Below are 21,177 nucleotides of genomic sequence, written 5' to 3'. Positions count from 1 at the left end.
GGCGTACCTCTCGATCTCGGGAACATTCACTGTTGAAGGGACTCTTCATGCGCACTCGCACCACCGTCCGCACCGCTCGCCTGGCCGCCGTCGGCCTCAGCCTCGGCCTCGCGCTCACGATGACCGCGTGCGGTTCCGAGGACACCAAGGCCGATGCCGACTCCGCGGTCGAGACCGAGTCGAGCGCGCCGGCCTCCGAGTCGGCGTCGGCGGCGCCGGCCGGCAAGGAGGTGGAGGTGAAGATCGGGAAGACGTTCAAGGACCCCGACATGGGGGACTCGATCGAGGTCATCTCCGCTGTCCGCGACTTCCCGTCGGAGGAGGGTGCGGAAACGGTCGCCGAGGGCGGTGAGATCGTGCTGCTCCAGGTCAAGGTCAAGCCCGGCACGGAGTACGGCGGCCTCATCCAGGACGGGAACTTCCAGATCTCGTGGGACAAGGGTGCAGACTTCTGGTCGCCCGACACGGACGACGTGGCCACGGAGCTGACCGCGGCGAAGCGTACGCCGTTCGAGGACGTGTCGCGGCGCGACGGCGGTGAGCACACCGGCTGGATCGCGTTCGAGGTGGACGAGAAGGATGACACGTACGTCGTCGAGTACGCGCGCTCGGGCGCGAAGGTGATCGGCTCGGACAAGACCATCGCCGAGTTCAAGGAGCAGGTGGAGATCCCCGCCGGGTGACCGCACGACCCTCGGCCCGCGGAGACCTGCCACGTCGGTGGCAGGTCTCCGCGAGGGCTCGTTAGGATCTGGGCGTCCGTTGTCTCGGAGAGGGGACTAGAAGGTGCATCCTGGCGCACGTCGTCGGGCGGGGCTCGTCTCCGTCGCCAGTCTGGCGCTCATGGCCACCGCCTGCTCGGGTGACCTGCCCGCCTCGGTCGAAGAGGGCACCGAGGTCGCCGTCGCGTGGACCGGGTCCCTGACGAGCACCAACCCCGCGAGCGCGGCGAGCGTGACCGATGGCAACCTCGACATCGCCTCCCTGACCCGTGGGGCGTTCGGAACCGTGGTCGACGACGCCGTCGAGATGGACGAGACCTTCGGCAAGGTCACGATGGAGGGCGACAAGCAGGCCCGGGTGCGCTATGACCTGGCCGAGCCCACCTGGTCCGACGGCGTACCGATCGACACGGCCGACCTCATGCTCGCCTGGGCGGCGACCTCGGGCTACTTCAGCACGCCGAAGGAAGGGAGCCCGGACGGCGGTGTCGACTTCGGTGCGGTGCCGACCGGCCTGACCAAGAGCGCCTACATCCCCGAGGTCGACGAGGGCGCTCGTGCCATCGAGGTTCCGCTCGTGGTGCCGGTGGTCGACTGGCGTACGGCCCTGGACGTCGCCGTCCCGGCACACGTCGTGGGGCAGAAGGCGTTGAAGATCGAGGACCCGATCGAGGCCAAAGAGGTCGTCGAGACCGCGATCGAGGAGTCCGACACGGCGAAGCTGACCAAGATCGCGGAGGCCTGGACCAGCGCGTTCGCGGTCGCCGAGAACGGCAAGGTCTCCGAGGAGGCACTGCTGTCCAGCGGCCCCTACCGGGTCGCGAAGATCGCGGCCGGCGAAGGCGGTCAGGAGGTCGACCTGGAGGCCAACCCGGAGTACGCGGGCGAGGCCAGGCCGACCTACGAGCAGGTACGCCTCACCCCGGCCGGTGCCGATGCCCTGGACAGCCTCGGGGAGAAGGTCGACGTCGTCCAGGTCGTTCCGACCAAGGCCAACCGCAAGCAGGTGCGTGACCTCGAGCGCCGCGACTACGGCGTCGCCAATGCCCACGACGGCACCATGTGGGCACTGGTCCTCCGCACCGACCGTGGTCTGTTCCAGCGCAAGAACACCCGCACGGCCTACCTGCGCGCCGTGCCCCGCGGCGACATCGCCGAGGGCGGCGCGGGCGAGTGGGCCGAGGCGTACGAAGCCACCGACGTCGTGCTCTTCCCGCCGGGCGGGGAGGGCTATCAGATCGCCACCGAGGACGCCGGGTTCTCCACGAAGTTCGGGGCCTCCCAGGACGCGAAGGCGCCCCGCGGCGCCAGGGTCTGCCTCGCCTACGACAAGTCCAGCGCATTCGCCGCTGGTGCCTACGACACCATCGCGAACGTCGTCGACGACGAGGGCTGGACCACCACCGACTGCGGCGTGCCCTCGGCGGACAAGGTGGGTTCCGGCAACAAGTGGGACGCGGCCCTGGTCCGGATCCCGATCCCGCAGACGCCCGAGGAGATCTCGGCCCAGTGGGGGACCAAGGGCAGCCAGAACCTGACCGGTGGCGGCGACCACGAGCGGGACCGGCTGACCGGCGAGCTGGCCCGCACCGCCGATCCCTACGAGGCCCGCGACGTACGCGTCCAGATCGAGAAGACGCTGGTCAGGGACTCGATCGTGGTGCCGATCGTGATGAATCCGACGGTGACGGTGAGCGACAAGAAGGTCGACAGCGTACGTCCTCGGTCGGGTCAGGTCGCGCCGCTCGTCTCGACCGTCGTCGAGTGGTCACCGACCAAGAAGTGACCTGACATAGAGCCGGGGGGCCATGACTGATCTGGTGGTGAAGGCGCAGGGACGGGAGTGGCGCCTCGAGCCCGGGCGCACCTACACGCTCGGGCGCAAGCAGGGCGCCGACCTGGTGATCGCCGGCGATCTCGTCTCCTCGGCGCACGCCTCCGTCGCCGTCGTCGACGGCGCCTGGGTGCTCACCGATCTGAACAGCACCAACGGCACGTACGTGGCTGGGCACCGGGTCCCGTCGGTCACCCTCGCGCCAGGGGTGTCGGTGATGGTCGGCGGCGCCGACGACGGTGTCAGGATCGACGTGGCCGAGGCCGCGGCGCCGGAGTGGGCACCGCCTCCGCCGATGGCAGAGGCGATGCCCCCAGCCGGGCAAGGACCGGCGTCGCCGACGCAACCGGTGGCGTCGTGGCGCCAGATCCGGGCCACGAGGCGAAGCCTCGGCGCCGGGCAGGTCCTCGGCATCCTGGGCGCTGCTGTGGTGGTCGTGGTGGCGATGGGCCTCGTGCTGACCATGGTCGTCTTCGACGACGGGCCGCCGAAGGCCGAGACGGTGACCGTGACAGCGCCCAAGAAGATCCCCGTCGAAGGTCCGATCCTGGGTGATGTCAACGGTGACGAGAAGGGTGACCTCGTCGTCGCCATGAACGAGAAGGACCGGCGCTTCTACCTCTCCGACGGTGGCGAGAAGTTCACGCAGCAGCGTCCCGGTGCGTGGGCGGCGTGGGGCTACGAGTTCGCGACCAGCGGTCGGATCATGTGCGACTTCGACGGCGACGGGAAGGCGGACATCGGGGCGCCGAACGAGTACTCCTATGACGGGCCGCAGACCTACGGCCTTCACCTTCAGACCGGCGAGTCCCAGCAGATCCAGGTCGATGCGGAGCGCGTCGACGGCGCCTACTGCGGTGACTTCGACGGCGACGGCCACAACGACGTCGCCTTCGCGGTGCTGTCGGAGGACAAGAGGACGGTCCAGGTCAGCATCGCCCGTCAGGGAGACGGTGGTCGCTGGGAGAGGCCAGCGAGCGCCTACGAGACCGACGTGCCCCCGGACGTGTCGGCGATCCCGCAATGGGCCTTCCACGTCGGCGACTTCGACGGCGACGGCAAGACCGACCTGCTCTACGGTCTGAGCACGCCGTCGAAGGTCGGGAACTACTCGGGCACGGCCCTGCTGTCCGATGGCCGCAGCTTCGAGGAGGGACCGGCCTTCGGAGTTCTCGACAAGGACATCCACTACCAGGACCGATCGACCGCGAACGGTGATCTCGACGCGTTGCGCGGGACCGCCGCCGACGTGAACGGCGACGGGGTCGACGAGTGGGTCCACCTCGGCATCTACGGGTGGTTCGACGTCTACAGCCTCACCGGCGAGAGGTGGAAGACCGTGCAACGGAACTCGGCCGCGATCAACTCGTACGCGTGGAGCTCGGTGGTCACCTCCGACGTCAACGGCGACCACTTCGCGGACGTCGTGGCGGTGTCCTTCAACGGCTACCCCGCCGTCTTCGCCGGAAGCCCGAAGGGCCTTCAGCCCGGCTCGATCGTCACGCCGCTGTTCACGGACGACACGACCAGCTTCTCGTGTCTGATCGGCATCGAGCCGAGCGGCCTTTACTGTTGAGTCCCATCTCGGAAGGCAGAGCCACGATGACCATGTCCGTCTTGAACTCGACGCGGGCGCGCGGGCCGGTCGCGCTCGCCATCGCTGCGGTCGCTGCGTACGCGCTGACCGCGTGCGGCGGCCCGAGCGTCCCGGAGAAGACCGTCGAGAAGGCCGTCTCCGACGGCATCGCCGACAAGGTCGGCCTGCGTCCGAAGGAGGTCGACTGCCCGGGTGGGATGCCGCTCGAGGTGGGCGGCGAAGCCACCTGCACCCTCACCGTCATCGACGACCGTGAGATCGGCCTGACGGTCAGGATCGCGTCGATCGACGGGGCGAAGCCCGAGTTCGAATACGACGTCGATCTGGCGAAGCTGCTGGAGAAGTAGGGCCGATGACCACGGAACTCGTGGTGAAGGTGCGCGGCCAGGAGCGGCACCTCACCAACGGAACCAGCTATACGGTCGGGCGCGACCCGGACGCCGGCCTGACGTTGCCGGACGGCCTGGTGTCGTGGCGGCACGGGGAGGTCGCGTACGCCTCGGGCGGGTGGATGCTGACCGATGTCGGCAGCACCAACGGCACCTATGTCGACGGCCGTCGGATCCCGGCAGGGGAAGCGGTCGCCCTCGTCCCCGGGACCGTCGTCTGGTTCGGTGGCGCGGAGGACGCGGTCGAGCCGGGGGTCCGCGTGGATGTGGTCGCCGCTCCGGTCCCCGCACCAGTGCCCGCGCCGCCACCACCTCCGCAACCTCCGCCGCCTCCGCCGCCGGTAGGTGACGACGGGGCCACCGTGATGGCAGGGGACGGGGACGTCGCGGCCCTCGAGGCAGCCGAAGCCGCTCGCCGTGCCCACCAGGGGAACGGTCCGATCGCGCCCCGCCCGCTGGTCCCGGGACAGACGATCCGGGTCGGTCGCGCGGCCGACAACGACCTGGTGATCGCCGGAGACCTCCTGGTCTCTCGTCATCACGTCGAGATCATCACCAACCCCGACAGCACCGTGATGGCTCGCGACCTGGGCGCCGGGAACGGCACCTTCATCAACGGCGCCAGGATGCCGAAGGGCTACACCGCGCCGTTGCAGCCGGGCTCGATCCTCGGGGTGGGCCACACGACGCTTCGCCTCCAGCAGGGTCTGCTCGTCGCCCACCAGGACACGGGCGAGGTCGACTTCCTGGCCCGCCACCTCTCGGTGGTCGTCGGCAAGGGTGACAAGCGCAAGCAGATCCTGCGCGACGTCTCCTTCCGGGCACCCCAGAAGTCGCTGGTCGGCGTCATCGGGCCGTCGGGCTCCGGAAAGTCAACCCTGCTCAAGGCCCTCACCGGTTATCAGCCGGCGACGGAGGGCGTCGTGGAGTACGACGCCCGCAACCTCTACGCCGAGTTCGACGAGCTTCGTCAACGGATCGGCCTGGTCCCGCAGGACGACATCCTCCACCGGGACCTCACCATCAACGAAGGGCTCCACTACGCCGCCAAGCTGCGGTTCCCTGCGGAGGTGTCCGCCGAGGAGCAGCAGCAGCGGATCAGCGAGGTCCTGCGCGAGCTCAAGCTCGACGTCCATGCCGACAAGAAGATCTCCTCGCTCTCGGGTGGTCAGCGGAAGCGGGTCTCGGTCGCCGTCGAGCTCCTCACGAAGCCGTCCCTGATCCTCCTCGACGAGCCCACGTCAGGTCTCGACCCGGGCATGGACCGCGACGTGATGCGCCTCCTCCGCGGACTTGCCGACGACGGACGTACGGTCCTGGTGGTCACGCACTCCGTCGCCCAGCTGCACCTGTGCGACCGGGTGCTCGTGATGGCTCCTGGCGGGGCGATGGGCTACTACGGTCCGCCTGAGGGAGCGCTGCCGTTCTTCGGTCGCGGCGAATGGGCCGACGTCTTCGCCGACTTCGAGAACCATCGTGACGCCGACTGGGGCGGCAAGTGGCACGGGTCCACCGAGTATCAGCGGTACGTCGCCGACGTCGATGCGGTTCCGCCGGCCCATGCCGCGGTGGCCACGGCGGCCAAACGCCAGAAGCGTCAGTCCTGGCTGCAGCAGGTCACCACGCTCGTACGTCGCTACCTCTCGGTGATCACCGCCGACCGTGGCCTGGTCCTCCAGATGGTCGCGCTCCCGGTCGTGCTCGGTCTGGTGTCGCTCATCATCAAGCCGGAAGAGGACCTGCTCCCGCTGAAGCCGGACGAGCTCGGCAACATCATCCCCAACTCGACCGCGACGGTGGTCGCGATGATCCTTGCCATCGGCGCGTGCCTGACCGGTTGCGCCAACTCGATGCGCGAGCTCATCAAGGAACGCTCCATCTACGAGCGAGAGCGCGCGGTCGGGCTGTCCCGGTCTGCCTACATCGCCTCCAAGGTCCTCGTCCTGGGTGCCATCACGGCCGTCCAGTGCCTGGTGATGACCCTCATCGCGTGCTCGATCCGAGGTCTGCCGGACAAGGGTCTCGTGCTCGGTCCCCTGACCATCCTCGAGCTGGCGATTCCGGTGATCTTCCTCGGTGTCACCTCGATGATCGTGGGCCTTCTGATCTCCGCCGCGGTCAAAACGTCGGAGCAGACGATGTCGTTGCTGGTCGTGTACGCGATCTTCCAGATCGTGTTCGGCGGCACCCTCTTCTCCCTGCTCGGGTCGCCCGCCAACTGGTTCTCGTGGTTCATGCCGGCGCGTTGGGGGCTCGGCGGGATCGGCACCACGCTCACCATGAACATGCTGGTCCGGGACCGAAATGACCCTGACCGCGTCGACCCGATCTGGTATCACATGACGAGCCACTGGTTCCTTGCGCTCGGCATCATGGCAGCCATGTCCATCGTGATTCTCGTTGCCGTCTCGCTCTCGCTACGCAGGCATGAGCCAGAGGTAATGCGGTAGCGACCATCGAAAAGGATTCTCTGTATGACGACGCTTCATCCCGGGGCTGTGTTCGGACACTATCGACTGGATCGCATCCTCGGTGAAGGTGGGATGGGCGTGGTCTACGACGCGTTCGACACCAAGCTCGAGCGGCAGGTCGCTCTGAAGATGGTGCACGCCCACCTCGCCGACCGACAGTTCATCGACATGTTCATCCGCGAGGGGCAGACCCTCGCGCAGATCCGGTCGCCCCACATCATCGCGATCTACGACATCGGCGAGCAGCAGGGCAGCCCGTTCATCGTCACCCAGTTCATCAAGGGCGGCGACGTATCCGACCTCGTACGCTCCAAGGGGCCGTTGGCGCCCCACCTGGCGTGCCTGGTCAACGCGCAGGTGGCGGAGGCGCTTCACGACGCCCACCAGGCCGGGATCATCCATCAGGACGTCAAGCCGTCGAACGTGCTCGTGCGCAATCCGGGGAGCCCGCTCGACCCCTTCGCCTTCCTGTGCGACTTCGGGATCGCGACCTCGTCCTCCGACTCGCCTGCCGGCGGGATCACCGGCACGTGGAACTACCTGGCGCCCGAATACATCCGCGACGAGCGTGACGCCCAGGGCCGGCCGATCCAGCCGGCACCCTCGCGTGACATCTACGCCGCCGGCTGCATGCTCTGGTTCACGCTGACCGGCAAGATCCCATACTCGGGCGAGGCGGTGCAGGTCGCGATGGCCCACCAGAGCGCGCCGATCCCGCAGTTCGTCGGCTCTGACGCGTGGACCAAGGAGGCCAACCGGATCCTCCAGCTCTCGCTGGCGAAGGACCCGAAGAGTCGCTATCAGAGCGCGGCGGTCTTCAAGGACGACCTGCTGAAGCTCCGCGAGATCACCTCCCCGCCACAGCTCCAGCCGGCGCCGTCGATGACCGACCCGAACCCCCTGCCGATCCTCGTCGCCGCCATCCGGCCACCCACCGAGGCCGAAGCCATCCTGATCGAGGAGCAGGCCCGTCCCTCCAAGATCACTCCGCTCCGGGTCACGGCGGCCATGCTCGGTGTGGCCGCCCTCGGGGTCGGTGGGGCCTTGGCCATCACCCAACCCTGGGTCGAGGACGGCCCGGAGCCGATCGTGCCGACCGTCAAGGGTGCTGCGTACGCAGATGTGAACGGAGACAAGTTCGGGGACGTCGTCACTGATATCCCCAACAAGGATGGCAACGGCGTCGATGTCATCACCTGGACGTCGGACGGCAGAGGCCTGACTCCGTCAAAGCCGGTGAACGTGGACAGTCCGCAGCTGACTCCAGAAGCGCCGGCCCTGGATGTCTTCCCGCTCGTCGGCGACTTCCAAGGGAATGACAAGAACTCGATGTTGACCCTTGCCCGGGACGCCGATGGCATGAAGCTCAGCGGCACGTTCGAGGGGCACGTGGACGCCCCGTCCTTGAAGGATCTGAACGCCAAGATGAAGGGGTCGGACTTCTATTACGACATGGGCGTCGAAGACTTCGATGGCGATGGATCCGACGACTTGTACATGTCGGTCGACTACGGCGATCCGGATCCGGAGCGCAGTGATCTGGGGTTCCTGGCGGGGGAAGGCCGAATCTACTTCTACCGAAACAACGGCTCGGGGTTCGAGGCGCCCGAACTGTTTGTGAAGTACTCGAACAAGGACCGTCAGCGAGCCGTCATCGGGGACTTCAACGGCGACCACAAGGCAGACATGGTCCTGATGAACAGGAACGGGCTGCGGCCCGCGACGTCGAGGAAGCAGGAGATCACCTCGACCCTGAGGATCTACGTCGGCAACGGGACGAGCGGTGACCTGATGGCGAAGGAGTTCCCGTTCACCAGGGGGTTCAACCAGTTCCTCGTGGAGAACGGTTCCGGTCAGGCCAATGCGTTCCTGGCGGGCGATGTCAACGGTGACGGAAGGGACGAACTGGTGCTGCAAGGAATCGGCGGCACCGCTGGCACCGATATCGTGATCGTCACCTGGACTGAAGACCTGTCGTCGTTCAAACAGGCCCTACGTGGTCACCTGCCTTCGCCCAGCGATCTGTTCGACCATCCGACGTCATTCGACGCCACCTTGGCCGATCTGAATGGCGACGGCCTGACCGACGTGGTCGGAGTCACTCGCGACAAGTCGACCGAACCGTACAAGTTCTACGGTGCCTTTGCGGGTAAGGACGGCAACTTCACCGTGCGCACCCTCGCGACCTGGAAGCAGTCGCCGGACGACGTCGATCGGCACAACCTCATGGGAGGAACTATCGGATGACCGATCCCACCGGAACCCCTGACAACATGCCCGCCGGGGGCGACTCGTTCGACCCCGACAAGACCACGGTGCGGCCGCGGGCCGTCCGCCCGTCCCCACCGAGCGATGCGCCGACCCAGTTGCCGCCGCGACCGCCCACCCATGCCGCGCCGCCTCCTCCGCCTCCGCCCCCTCCGCCCCCGCCGGCTGGGACGGGGGCCACCGCCCCACAGCAGGACACCCCCGGAATGATCGGGCCCTACCGACTCGAGCGGCAGGTGGCGTCCAACGACAGTGCGGTCGTCTACCGGGCCACCGACACCCGACTCAATCGGGCAGTGGCGATCAAGGTGCTTCTCGGGCAGAGCGCACGTGACCCCGAGTTCGTGTCGCGGTTCGACAAACAGGCCACGCTGATGGCCAAGCTCGACTCGCCCCACATCATGGGTGTCTACACCAACGGTCGAACCAGCGACGGTGCCCCCTATCTGGTCTCTCAGTTCGCCGATGGCGGCGACCTCGGCTCGCTGCTGAAGGCCCGCGGACGCCTCCCCGGGCCGATGGCCGCGGACATCTGTGCACAGATCGCCGATGGTCTGGCCGCGATCCATTCGCCGGAGGTCGGCGTCGTGCACGGTGATGTGCGACCGTCGAACGTCCTCTTGCGTGACGGCAACGATCCGCCGTACGCCTACCTGTCTGATTTCGCGGCTGCGCGTGCTGACGACGCCGCGACGGCCAGGCCCGGGATCCACTCGGGTGCCTGGGACTACCTGGCTCCTGAGCGCACGATGGGTGCGCCGGCCACCCCGGCGAGCGATCTCTACTCCCTGGGCTGCCTGTTCTACGAGCTGGTGACCGGGGCCGTGCCCTTCACCGGGGCGAACGACGTCGAGACCGCGATGGCTCACGGCTCCCAACCGATCCCGACCTTGCCTGGTCGTGACGACTTCACGCTGCAGGCGAACGACCTGCTCTCCGGCGCGGGCGGTCTGCTCACCAAGGACCCTGCTCAGCGGACCAGCGACGCCATCCGAGTCCGAGACCGCTTCGCGGCCATGACGGGGCGGCAGATGGGGTTCTCCTCGGGGGCGACCGTGACCCTCAAGCGGGCCCGCAATCGGTGGTGGATCGCGGCGGCCGCAGCGTTGGTGGTGGTTGTCGCCGGCGGCGCGGCCACCGGCATCACGCTGAGGGTCACCGAGGACAAGCCCGCTGAGCCGAGGGCTCTGGTCACCGGCGACTTCGACGGCGACGGCAAGGGCGACCTTGTCTTCGGAACAGGTTTCGAAGCGCTCAACGGAAGTAGGTCGTTCGAACCCCTTCTTCGATTCTCGTCTTCGGGCAAGACGTTTCGCTCGGCCAAGGAGCTGAAGGGTCAGTACGGCAAGTTGATGGGGGATATCGACGGGGATGGGATCGAGGATGCAGTCACGGTTTCCGGCCGTGGTTCGAACATCGCCATCGACTCGAACAACAAGGAGCACAAGAACGGATCGGTTCAGGTCCCCGTCTCAGGGAGGCGGTTCGCGATCCTGTGCGATGACTTCAATGGCGACAAGCGCGCCGATATCGCCGTGGTCTCGGTTGGAAACGGAAAGAAGCTTCCTGCCGACGACAGCGAGGTCGCCAAGCTCAAGGACCTGAAGTACCACTTCACTGTCTCGCTCAGCCAGAAGGACGGAACCTGGTCCAAGGGGAAGGACTGGCTGACCGGGGACTGGACTGGGCCTTTCGGTGGAGTTTACTTCGCTGCCGGTGATGTCAACGGAGATGGCCGGGCTGACATCTCCTTCGGCAGTGGTCCCAATGAACCGGGAATCATCGTCGGTCAGATGCTGCTCTCCAACGGGAAGTCATTCGACAAGGTCAAGATTCCCGATGAGACGGTGAAGACGTTTGCAGCGCACACGCGGGCCCATTCGGCCATCTTTGCCGACGTGGACGGCGATGGCCGCGATGAGCTGATCGAATATCAGGGTGAGAACGAGGGCGACGACATCGCGGTGTACGACTACGAGCCGTCGTCGAAGACTTTCGTCCAGGCAACCTCGTGGACGCTGGCAGATCCAGTCGCTCACAGCTCGTATGACAGTGACACCTGGGCGGGCACCCGCCCGATGGTCTCCGATGTCAACGGTGACGGCAAGGACGACCTTGTCTGGGGTCTGCTGCATGAGGGACCCGACCCCAACGGTTTCCTGGATTCGATCATCACCCATCAGGGAACCGCGTTGGTCCTGATGGGCGGCAAGGGTGAGTTCTCTGTTCAGAAGTGGAAGATGCCTGGGGTTTCGGATGTCAAGACCACCGCGCTGAAGCCGCTGCGGAACGGCATCAACAGCCAGGCCACCTCGGGGGCGTACGAGTGACGGGTCCACTCACTGGCGGCCGAACACAGGTGTAAGGCAGCGAAGAACGGCCCGCGACCCGGTGAGGGTCGCGGGCCGTTCGTCTCGACAAGACGTTCGCGCCGGCCTGAAGGTCAGACCGAGGACTCGCTCCAGGCCAGCTGGATGACCTCGATGCCGCGGTCGCGGGTGACCAGGCGCCCGCGGCCCGGGAGGGTCGGGACCGGCTTCAGGTTGCCGATGAGCGGACCCTCGTCCGGGTTGCCGGAGAGCAGCAGACCAGGCATCGCCAGATCCCGCATCGACTGGATGACGGACTCGTAGAGGGAGCGCGACGCACCACCCGAGCGGCGGGCGATGATGACGTGCAGGCCGACGTCGCCGGCCTGAGCCATCAGCGGCTGCAACGGTGCCAGAGGTGAGCCCTGCTGCGTCGAGACCAGGTCGTAGTCGTCGACGAGCACGAACAGCTCGGCACCGGACCACCACGACCGGTTGCGCAGCTCCTCGGGGGTGACGTCGGGGCCGGGGATGCGCTTGGTCAGGTAGGCGGCGAGGTCGTTCAGCGTCGGGTTGGCCTGTGTCGCGGAGGTGAGGTAGCCGACCAGATAGTCCTCGGGGACCTCGCCGAGCAGCGAGCGCCGGTAGTCGACCAGCGCGATCTGCGCCTCCTTGGGCGTGTAGGTGCGCATGATCTCGCGGGCGATGCTGCGCAGCATCGAGGACTTGCCGGACTGGCCGTCGCCGAAGACGAGCAGGTGCGGCTCGGTGTCGGGGTTGAGCCCGACCGGAGCGAGCTCCTTCTCGTTGATGCCCAGGAGCAGCCGCTTGCCGGGCTTCTCCTCGGTGACGCCGGCCAGTTCGCGGATCCGCTCGATGGTGATCTTCTCCGGCAGCAGCCGCAGCTTCGGTCCGGCGGGGCCCTGCCAGGCGGCCGAGACCCGGGAGATCAGGTCGTCGACGCCGTCGCCCAGCGTCGCGGCGGAGCCGTCGCCGTCCATCCGGGGCAGGGCGCTGAGGAAGTGGAGCTTCTCCTTCACGATGCCTCGACCCGGACGCCCGGTCGGCACCAGCGCGGCCAGCTTGCGGTCGAGCTCGGAGTCCATCGGGTCACCGAGGCGCAGCTCGAGCTTGGTGCCGAAGACGTCGCGCATCGAGGAGCGGAACTCGGCCCAGCGGCCGGCCGCCGCGACGATGTGGACACCGAAGGTCAGCCCACGCGGCGCGATCTCCTGGATGGCGTACTCGAGGTCGTCGAAGTCGGCACGCAGCGTGCCCCAGCCGTCGATGACGAGGAAGACGTCACCCCAGCCGTCGTCGGCCTGGCCGCGGGCGCGACGGGTGCGATAGGTCTCGATCGAGTCGATACCCTGCGCCCGGAAGTAGGCCTCGCGGCGGTCGATGATGCCGGAGACCTCGGCCAGGACACGGCGTACGACGTCCGGTTCGGAACGCGTGCCGACACCGGAGACGTGGGGGAGCTTGGCCAGCGGCGCGAACGTGCCGCCACCGAAGTCGAGCACGAAGAACTGCACTTCCTGCGGTGTCATCGTCAGCGACATCGAGGTGACGATGGTGCGCAGCGTGGTCGACTTACCGGTGCGGGGCGCACCGATGACCGCGACGTGGCCGGCGGCCCCGCGCAGGTCGACGGTGAGCGTGTCACGCAGCTGCTCGCGGGGCTTGTCGACGATGCCGAGCGGCACGACCAGACCGCCGAGCCGCTTCCAGGCCGGCGAGTGCAGGCCGAGCTCGGGCGAGGTGGTCAGGTCCGGCATCAGCGTGTCGAGCGTGTCGGGGATGTCGAGCGGCGGCAGCCAGACCTGGTGGGCCGGGGTGCCGTGGCCGGTCATCCGGTCGACGGCGATGTCCAGCATCGACTTCTCGACGCCGTCCGCTCCCACGACCGGGGTCGCTGGACGCTCCTCCTCTTCGACCGGCATCGCCAGCTGCTTCACCTCGGCGATCGAGAACGGGAAGATCCCCTGCAGCTTGCCGCCTTCGTCACGGCGGATCCGTGACCCCGCGGCCGGTGGCCCGGAGACGTACGCAGCTCGGAACCGCTGCATGTTGGTCGGGTCGGGCTTCAGGTAACCGAGGCCGGGAACCGCCGGGAGCTCGTAGGCGTCCGGCACGCCGAGCACGGTGCGCGACTCCTGCGCGGAGAACGTGCGCAGACCGACGCGGTAGGAGAGGTGCGAGTCGAGCCCGCGCAGGCGGCCCTCCTCGAGGCGCTGCGAGGCGAGCAGCAGGTGGATGCCGAGGGATCGACCCAGACGACCGATCGCGACGAAGAGGTCGATGAACTCGGGCTTGGCCGAGAGCATCTCGGAGAACTCGTCGACCACGATGAACAGCGACGGCAGCGGATCCATCGAGGGGTCCTGCGTACGCGCCTTCTCGTAGTCCTTCAGGGAGGAGAAGTTGCCGGCCTCGCGCAGGAGCTCCTGGCGGCGGGTCATCTCACCGGAGAGTGCGTCCTGCATACGGTCGACGAGGGTGAGCTCGCCCTCGAGGTTGGTGATCACCGCGGAGACGTGCGGCATGCCCGCCATCCCGGCGAACGTGGCACCACCCTTGAAGTCGACCAGCACCAGGTTGAGGACCTCCGGCGGGTGGGTGAGCACCAGACCGAGGACGAGGGTGCGGAGGAACTCGGACTTACCGGAACCGGTCGCACCGATGACGAGGCCGTGCGGACCCATACCCTGCTGGGCCGACTCCTTGATGTCCATGTAGATCTGCTGGCCGGCCTCGCCGACACCGACGGGCACCCGCAGGCGGTCGCGATTGGCGCGGGGGCGCCAGGCGACCTCCGGGTCGAAGGAGCGTACGTCGCCCAGACCGAGCAGTGCCATGTAGTCCTTCGGCGCTGCGATCTCGGTGTCCTGCGGGGTCTCGGCGGCAGCGTCGGAGCCCTCCGGGGACACCGTGTAGAGGGCAGTCAGACGACGGGCGTAGGCCTCGGCGTCGGCCATGCTCATCTGGTCCACGCGCAGCCGGACCGGGTCCATGCGTACGCGCACCTGGAAACCGGGAACGGTGTTGTTCTCGTCGGGCTCCTCGTCGTCGATCAGGAACCGCACCCGGCTGGAGTCGTAGAGCTCGTCCCAGTGGGTCGGCAGGTCGATGACGGTGACGCCCTGGATGCCGTCGTCCGGGAGCACGTGGTTGCCCGGCGGGACGGACCCGCCGTCGACGATGACCACGACCTGGGGGACCGGGATCCGGTCGTCGGTGCCCCAGCGGGCACGCTCGCCGACCTCGGTCGGCAGCAGGGCGCCGAGGTCGTTGATGTTGGTGACCACCATGCGGCGCGGGCCGACAGCGTCGACCTCACGCCCGCTCTGCGCGTGCGGGAGCCACTTGACCCAGTCCCACTCGGCCAGGTTGCGCTCGGAGGTGAGCACGGCGACGACCAGCTGCTCCGGGGAGTGGAAGGCCGTCATCCCGCAGATCAGGGCGCGGGCGAGCGCCCGGGCCTGGTCCTCGTTGCCGCAGATCTCCATCTTGTCGAAGCCGCGGAGGTTGGTCGCCGCGGGCAGGTCGGGCTGGACCCGGTGGACTGTCAGCAACCGGTGCAGCGCACTCGCCGAAGCCGGGTCGACCTGGTCGATCGGTGTCTGCTGAGGCGGCACCAGGGTCAGGGCCAGCGGCTGGTGGGCGACGCCGTAGCGGACGTCGAGATAGCGCTTGTGGGTGTTCGACCGCTCCCACAGCCGGCTGCGCTCCTCCGCGATCGCCGGCAACGACGAGGGCGCCGGATAGTGCCAGGTCAGCGCCTTGCGCTGCTGCTCGCCGGCCTTCCGTGCCGACTGCCGGACCCCGGCCAGGTAGCGCAGATAGTCCGTACGCTGCCCGCCGACCTGCTTCTGCTTCTGCTTCCGCTGGCGGTCGATCTGCACGAAGATGAAGCCGAGCGTTGCGAAGAGGAACATGCCGGCTGCGATGTAGCGCTGGATCGGCGGGGAACCGCCGGCGCCGGACTGCATCGTCGCGATGAGCACGATCGACCCGAGGCCACCCAGCATCGGGATGGCGTTCATGAGGATGCCGCCGACGCCCTCGCCCTCTTCGATAGCCGGCGGAGCATTCAGAGCGAGCTCCCCCTCGGGGACCTCCGGCTCCTCGGTGCGGGTACCGCCGGCTGTCGCAGCGATGGTCACGTGTCCCCCTGGGAGTGGTTCAGCGCCCTGCGGGCCCGGATGCCGCAGGTGGTCTGGATCTTAGAGTGCCCGCACCCCAGCTACTACCCTTTACCGTGCCGGTCGGGTAAAACGAGCGGTGGGAGCTTCCGATGTGGAACTCTGTCACAGGGTCATCACGCATCCGGGAGGTGTCATGCCCACTCAGACGGCCGATGCCGTTGAGCCGGCGCTCGCAGCAGGCGGCCTGGCGATCACGGTCCACGGCACCGCCGGAGTGGTCGACATCGTCGTTCCCTCCGACGCGCACGCCTCGGACCTCGCGCGGGAGTACGCCACCGCGGTCGGTCTGCCTGCGGCGCCGGTGCTCCGGGACCGGCGCGGGGACGTGCTCGCCCCGGACGCCTCGCTCGCCTCGCGCGGCGTCACCTCGGGCGCTCTGCTGGCGGCCGACTCGCCGCCCACGCAGGCCTACGCGCGTCGTGAGGTCGTGGAGACGGTCGCCCCGCGACCCGCGGGCAGCTTCTCCTTCTACTGGGTCGGGCTCGCGGCCCTCCTGGCCGTTGCCGCCGCCGGCTTCGGTGCGCAGGCGGACGGCTGGCAGCAGCCGGCCATCGCCGCTCTGCTCGCGCTCGGCGCGCTGATCGGCATCGTTCCCGCAGGGGCGTATGCAGCGCGCCGGGCGATCGTCGCGCCGGCCTTCGCCGCCGGTGCCGCCTTCGTCCTCACCGTCGACCCGGTGCCCGAGACGCTGCCGATCGCGGTCGGCGTCGCCGGGCTGAGCGCTGCTGTCGTCGCAACCGTCTCGCGATCGCTCGTCGACGACGTCGATGCCGCCCTCAAGGTCTGGACCCTGACCGGCGCGGCGGTCTTCGTGGTGACCGCGTTGTGCGCCCTGATCGGCACCGCCCCGCAGGTGCCGTGGTCGATCCTGTTCGCCGCCGCCGCGCTGGCGGCGCGAATCGTGCCGTCGTACGCCGTCGACGTCCCCGACTCCTATCTTCTCGACGTCTCCAAGCTGTCGGTGACGGCCTGGTCGGCGCGTGCCAAGACCACCTCGAGCACGCCGACCGTCCCGTTCGGCGAGGTCACCCAGGTGGCCGACCGCGGCGCTCGCACGTTGGCCGCGGCCTCATGGGCAGTCCTCGGCGTCGTGGCGGTGAGCGCGCCGGGCGTGGTCGCCACTGCTACCGCTCCGGTGGACCGGATCGGTGCCTGGCTGATCCTGCTGGCGGGCGCTTTCGTGATCCTGCTCTCGGCGCGCAGCTATCGCTACTGGCTGCCGCGTGGCGTACTGCGGGTCGCCGGGGTTATTGCGCTGGCGGTCGGGGTCCGTGCGTTCGTAGGCTGGGCCGACCCGGAGCTGGTCTCCTGGTTGGGACTGGGAGTCGTGGTGATCGGTTGTGCGGTGATCGTCGCGGCGATCGCGACCGGCCGGGGCTGGCGCTCGGCGAAGTGGGCGGCTCGGGCCGACTGGTCGGAGTCGCTGTGCGGTGCCGCCGTCATCGCTTCGTTCGTGGTTTCCTCAGGCTTCTTCCGACACCTGTGGGAGTCGGGTTTCAGCGGCTAGGCAGCACGGCTGAAAAAAGTTCAGAGTTTTGTGTTTAGAACTCCGGAGACGGGGTAAGAACACAGTGTCCGGACCTCGGGGGAGCCCATCGGGAGCCGGGCTCCAACAGGTATCAAACCTAGGAAAGCCGGTTCCGCCGGTGGAAGGACAGCACCATGAGCAGTGAGATGAAGCAAGGCCAGGCGATCAACACCGCCGTCAACGACATCACCGAGACCAAGGGCAAGCTGCAGAGCATCAGCTCGTCGGTTGCGACCGAGGCCAAGGCGGGCAAGGACAAGGGCTGGCACGGTGCGGGCGGTAACGCGTTCGGCAACCTCATCCAGACCTGGGAGCAGAAGTCGCGCGAGATCACCAACGCGCTCGACGAGCTCACGAACGGTCTCACCGAGGCCCGCAAGGCCGGTACGCGGGCCGACGAGGACGTTGCTGCGGCGACGCAGTCGGTCAGCTCCAACATGGATGGCATCGCCTTCAAGATGGGTGGCTGACCACCCGGTCAGATTCCGTCCCCAACACAAGACTTCGAAAGGAACTGACATGGGTGAAGAGATCAAGGTCAATCACGGAGACATGGCCAACATCATCGACACGCTCAGCAACGGCGTGAAGAGGATGGACGCAGAGCTCTCCGGGCTCGAGAACCGCATCAACAAGCTCAAGGCCGAGTTCACCGGTGAGGCGGCCAACGCCTACGCCGAGGCTCAGGCCAAGTGGGACCGTGCGGTTGCCGAGATCCAGCAGTCGCTCGCGCAGAGCGCGGCCTTCGTGGGCCAGTCGCAGCAGGACATGCACGACGCTGACCGCCGTGGCGCGGCCGGCTTCGGCGGCTGACTTCTTCGGCACAGACGCAACACGAGGGGATCGGTGCAGGGCACCGGTCCCCTCGTCGCTGGTTTTATGGCAAAGTCAGCGCTTGATGCTCGTTGTCTGACTCAGCGGGCGAAGCAGGGCTAACTCTCGGGACATTCGGTCGGTTCGTCTCGGGTACAGGCACGACGCGAGGAGTTCGTGAAATGACGCAGGCGCAGGTGGCGCCCACGGGGTTGGTCCGGGTCACGGTCGCTTCCGGCACCCGTCGGATGGATCTGGTGCTGCCGGGCTCGGTGCCGGTGGCGGAGCTCGTCCCCGAGCTCGCGCGAAGCGTCGGGTTGCTCGACCCGCAGACGGCGTACGCCGGCTATCGCGTCGTGCTCGCAGACGGGCGCAAGCTCACCGGTGATCTCGGCCTGATCCCTCAGGGTGTCGAGGACGGCGGCGTGCTCACCGTGAGCGCCGGGATCGACGACAAGCCGCCGCGGGTCTACGACGACGTGGTCGAGGCGATGACCGACGTCGTCGAGAGCGAGATGGCCCCGTGGAAGCCGGAAGCGGGACGACGTACGTCGCTGCTGGCCGCCGCGCTGCTGCTCCTCCTCGGCGCCGGTGCGCTGTGGACGCAGGCACCCTCGATGCTCGCCGGCGTCGCCGCCGCGGTGATCGGCATCGTCCTCGCCGGCGGCGCGATCGTGCTCTCCCGCCTGGAGGCCGAGAACGACGCCGCGATCGCCGCGGTCTGGATCGGGGAGGTCTACGGCGCGGTCGCCGGCTTCCTGATCGGGTCGGCCGTCTTCGGGTCCAGCGACGGTGTCGGGTTGCCGCTGGCGCTTGCCGGCGCGGGCGCGATGCTCGCCGCTGCGATCGGCTTCCTCGGCCTGGGTGAGGCCCGCATCCTGGCGATGCCGGGCGCGCTCGTCGGCGGCGTCTTCCTGATCGCCGGCCTGGTGCTGAGCGCGACCGGTTGGACGGCCGGGGTGGTGCTCGGGATCGTGCTGGTCGTCGTGGTGCTGGCCGGCAGCTTCTTCCCGTGGCTCGCGCTGAGCACGACCAAGACCGACGTCCCGCAGCTCTACTCCGACGAGGACATCAACCTCGACCCCGACGAGATCCGGGCGGATCAGGTCCGCGTCGATGCCAAGGTCGCCCACCAGATCCTGGTGGCGATCTCTCTCTCCGTCGGCGTCCTGGTCGTGCTGACCTCGCCGTTCGTGGTGAAGCTCGGGCTCTCCGGCACGCTGGTGGCGCTGGCCGCGTGTGTGGTGCTGATGCTGCGTACGCGGCAATACCGGACAGGCTCCGAGGTGCTCGTCGGCCTTGCCTCCGGGGTCGCCGGCCTGCTCGCGATCGGTGCGGCGCTGCTGATCTTCCACGAGTCGTGGCGGCCGACGACCGCCGTCGTGCTCGCCGCGGCCGGCGGTGTCCTCCTGGTGCTGACGCTGGTCCCCGACGTCGGATCGATCCGGCGTGGCCGGCTCGCTGACGTCGCCGAGACGACCTGCCTGCTCGCGATGCTCCCGCTGATGGTGCTCGCCTCGGGCCTGTTCGGCGCCGCGGTGGCTGGTTTCTGATGGCCAGCAAGAAGGACCTCGTAGAGGCGCACGCCTTCAGCCGCCGCCGACTGGTCTCAGCCTTCCTCTCCGGCGCCCCGGGTGGGCGCGAGGTCGAGCCGGCCCGGCCGGGCCGCTCGGTCTTCGGCGGCGTCGTGCTGGCCGTGCTGCTCATCGCAGGCGGCGCTGTCGCCCACTTCCTCTCACCCCGACCTGCCACCGGTTGGGCCGACACGGACGGGCTGATCGTCACCAAGGGCGGCGCGCGCTACGTCGTCACCGGCCCTGATGGGAACAAGGAGCTGCACCCGGTCGTCAACCTGGCCAGCGCGCAGCTCATCCTGGGGCTCGACCTGGAGAAGAACTCCAAGGTCATCGACCAGGAAGAGATCGACAAGGAGTTTCCCAAGGGGACGATCGGCCTCGGCGGGCCAGACGTTCCTGAGGAGCTGCCGCTGACGTCCGACTTCATCAACACCGGCTGGACCGCGTGCACCGCCAACGGCGCCGGCACGCACCTGAACATCTCCGCCGACCCCGACGTGGAGCCGGCCGCGGACACCGGCTTCATGGTGCAGACCGAGGACGGCACCTTCCTCATCGCGGAGTACGTGACGCCGGAAGGTTTCGCCCAGGCGTACAGCTACAAGATCGAGGGAGACCGAGAGACCTACGCGGATCGCATCTTCAACGCCACCCCGCCGACGCTCGAGGTACCACAGGCGTGGGTCAACCTTTTCCCCACTGGCGCGCCGTTGGAGGCGGAGGCGTTCGGGAGTGCATACTCCAAGTTCGGCCAAGCCGTCCAGGGAGAAGACCACCCGATCGGCACCAAAGGAATCTTCGACACCCGGAGCTATCTCTTGACGGAGAGCGGCTGGACTCCCATCTCCGAGTTCGCAGCCGATGTTTACGACACGGCACTTCAGGCTGCTGGCAAGTCGGTCAATACGGTGTCACTGACCAGTGGGCCGCAGATCGACGGCGAGAAGTTGGAGACCTTCTGGCCCAACAAGACACTGGCGCCGGGAGTAACGAGTGCCTGCGCGAAGCTCGAAACCGGTGACGGTACGACGGTCCGGCTTGGCATCGAGCCTGGTGAGAACGCGTGGCCCTCGTCGGAGCCCCCTGCGGCCGGCGACATCACCTCGGTCCGGGTCGACCCAGGTAAGGGCGCATTCGTCTACGCCGCCAACGACGAGAATCTCGACAAGAAGAGTGGGACGCCATATCTAGTCGATGCGCGCGGCACCGCCAACACGCTGGATGGTCCGCTGACTGTCCAACGGCTCGGTCTGAACTTCGACTCCGGTCCGATCGTCCCCGGCACGTGGCTGCGGTTGCTCCCTGGCGGTGCGGCGCTCTCCACCGAACTTGCACTGTGCCCACCCAACAGCGATGACGTCAAGGCAGACCAGTGCGTCGAGCAGTGACACACGTACGTCGAGGCGTCGCACTCGCCGTGATCGCAGGTGGTCTGACTCTGCTTGGCGGTCCGACGCCAGC

Annotated in this window: 13 protein-coding genes; 12 read left to right on the top strand and 1 reads right to left on the bottom strand. The window is 67.9% G+C overall.

Annotation, left to right across the window (positions count from 1 at the left end; genetic code table 11):
• The first annotated feature begins 47 nt into the window (after window positions 1–47).
• The 7 genes from WBG06_RS09590 (at window position 48) to WBG06_RS09560 (ending at window position 11,611) form a co-directional block, all read left to right on the top strand.
• Window positions 48–683, top strand: a complete 636-nt coding sequence (locus WBG06_RS09590) for a transcriptional regulator (RefSeq protein ID WP_336736357.1) — start codon at window positions 48–50, stop codon at window positions 681–683.
• A gap of 160 nt (window positions 684–843) precedes the next feature.
• On the top strand, window positions 844–2,508 hold the full coding sequence (locus WBG06_RS09585) for an ABC transporter substrate-binding protein (protein ID WP_336736356.1): 1,665 nt from the start codon (window positions 844–846) through the stop codon (window positions 2,506–2,508).
• Window positions 2,509–2,530: 22 nt separating this feature from the next.
• Entirely contained in the window at window positions 2,531–4,132 is a 1,602-nt protein-coding gene (locus tag WBG06_RS09580; RefSeq protein WP_336736355.1) for an FG-GAP-like repeat-containing protein, read from the top strand.
• Between the two features lie 32 nt (window positions 4,133–4,164).
• The gene (locus WBG06_RS09575) at window positions 4,165–4,500 is read left to right on the top strand and encodes a DUF4333 domain-containing protein (protein WP_336736354.1); all 336 of its coding nucleotides are present in this window, start codon (window positions 4,165–4,167) and stop codon (window positions 4,498–4,500) included.
• A gap of 5 nt (window positions 4,501–4,505) precedes the next feature.
• Window positions 4,506–6,992, top strand: coding sequence for an ATP-binding cassette domain-containing protein (locus tag WBG06_RS09570; protein WP_336736353.1), 2,487 nt, complete (start codon window positions 4,506–4,508; stop codon window positions 6,990–6,992).
• Window positions 6,993–7,016: 24 nt separating this feature from the next.
• On the top strand, window positions 7,017–9,260 hold the full coding sequence (locus WBG06_RS09565) for a protein kinase domain-containing protein (protein WP_336736352.1): 2,244 nt from the start codon (window positions 7,017–7,019) through the stop codon (window positions 9,258–9,260).
• Window positions 9,257–11,611, top strand: coding sequence for a protein kinase domain-containing protein (locus WBG06_RS09560; protein ID WP_336736351.1), 2,355 nt, complete (start codon window positions 9,257–9,259; stop codon window positions 11,609–11,611). Before WBG06_RS09565 ends, WBG06_RS09560 begins: the two co-directional genes overlap by 4 nt.
• A 113-nt stretch (window positions 11,612–11,724) precedes the next feature.
• Here the strand turns inward: WBG06_RS09560 and eccCa are convergent, their stop codons facing one another.
• A complete protein-coding gene (eccCa, locus tag WBG06_RS09555) occupies window positions 11,725–15,756 on the bottom strand; it encodes a type VII secretion protein EccCa (protein ID WP_336736350.1) in 4,032 nt (1,343 codons plus the stop codon).
• A gap of 175 nt (window positions 15,757–15,931) precedes the next feature.
• On the opposite strand from eccCa, the gene WBG06_RS09550 reads away from it, so the two are divergent.
• The 5 genes from WBG06_RS09550 to WBG06_RS09530 all read left to right on the top strand — a co-directional run bounded on the left by WBG06_RS09550 (window position 15,932) and on the right by WBG06_RS09530 (window position 21,104).
• Window positions 15,932–17,305, top strand: coding sequence for an EsaB/YukD family protein (locus WBG06_RS09550; RefSeq protein WP_336736349.1), 1,374 nt, complete (start codon window positions 15,932–15,934; stop codon window positions 17,303–17,305).
• A gap of 155 nt (window positions 17,306–17,460) precedes the next feature.
• Window positions 17,461–17,796 carry a WXG100 family type VII secretion target gene (locus WBG06_RS09545; RefSeq protein WP_336736348.1) on the top strand — a complete coding sequence of 112 codons (336 nt, stop codon included), beginning with the start codon at window positions 17,461–17,463 and terminating at the stop codon, window positions 17,794–17,796.
• 49 nt (window positions 17,797–17,845) lie between these two features.
• Window positions 17,846–18,139 carry a WXG100 family type VII secretion target gene (locus tag WBG06_RS09540; RefSeq protein WP_336736347.1) on the top strand — a complete coding sequence of 98 codons (294 nt, stop codon included), beginning with the start codon at window positions 17,846–17,848 and terminating at the stop codon, window positions 18,137–18,139.
• Window positions 18,140–18,321: 182 nt separating this feature from the next.
• Window positions 18,322–19,692, top strand: coding sequence for a type VII secretion integral membrane protein EccD (gene eccD, locus WBG06_RS09535; RefSeq protein ID WP_336736346.1), 1,371 nt, complete (start codon window positions 18,322–18,324; stop codon window positions 19,690–19,692).
• Complete coding sequence (locus WBG06_RS09530; RefSeq protein ID WP_336736345.1) at window positions 19,692–21,104, top strand: type VII secretion protein EccB; 1,413 nt, start codon at window positions 19,692–19,694, stop codon at window positions 21,102–21,104. The genes eccD and WBG06_RS09530 overlap by 1 nt, the downstream gene beginning before the upstream one ends.
• The last annotated feature ends 73 nt before the right edge of the window (window positions 21,105–21,177 follow it).

This window comes from Nocardioides sp. CCNWLW239, from assembly GCF_037137035.1.
Classification (GTDB): domain Bacteria; phylum Actinomycetota; class Actinomycetes; order Propionibacteriales; family Nocardioidaceae; genus Nocardioides.
This window is presented reverse-complemented; position numbering and strand designations above follow the sequence as displayed.

Coding starts and splice junctions, on each gene's coding strand:
- WBG06_RS09590 (WP_336736357.1), top strand. CDS start 48: ATGCGCACTCGCACCACCGTCCGCACCGCTCGCCTGGCCGCCGTCGGC.
- WBG06_RS09585 (WP_336736356.1), top strand. CDS start 844: ATGGCCACCGCCTGCTCGGGTGACCTGCCCGCCTCGGTCGAAGAGGGC.
- WBG06_RS09580 (WP_336736355.1), top strand. CDS start 2,531: ATGACTGATCTGGTGGTGAAGGCGCAGGGACGGGAGTGGCGCCTCGAG.
- WBG06_RS09575 (WP_336736354.1), top strand. CDS start 4,165: ATGTCCGTCTTGAACTCGACGCGGGCGCGCGGGCCGGTCGCGCTCGCC.
- WBG06_RS09570 (WP_336736353.1), top strand. CDS start 4,506: ATGACCACGGAACTCGTGGTGAAGGTGCGCGGCCAGGAGCGGCACCTC.
- WBG06_RS09565 (WP_336736352.1), top strand. CDS start 7,017: ATGACGACGCTTCATCCCGGGGCTGTGTTCGGACACTATCGACTGGAT.
- WBG06_RS09560 (WP_336736351.1), top strand. CDS start 9,257: ATGACCGATCCCACCGGAACCCCTGACAACATGCCCGCCGGGGGCGAC.
- WBG06_RS09550 (WP_336736349.1), top strand. CDS start 15,932: ATGCCCACTCAGACGGCCGATGCCGTTGAGCCGGCGCTCGCAGCAGGC.
- WBG06_RS09545 (WP_336736348.1), top strand. CDS start 17,461: ATGAGCAGTGAGATGAAGCAAGGCCAGGCGATCAACACCGCCGTCAAC.
- WBG06_RS09540 (WP_336736347.1), top strand. CDS start 17,846: ATGGGTGAAGAGATCAAGGTCAATCACGGAGACATGGCCAACATCATC.
- eccD (WP_336736346.1), top strand. CDS start 18,322: ATGACGCAGGCGCAGGTGGCGCCCACGGGGTTGGTCCGGGTCACGGTC.
- WBG06_RS09530 (WP_336736345.1), top strand. CDS start 19,692: ATGGCCAGCAAGAAGGACCTCGTAGAGGCGCACGCCTTCAGCCGCCGC.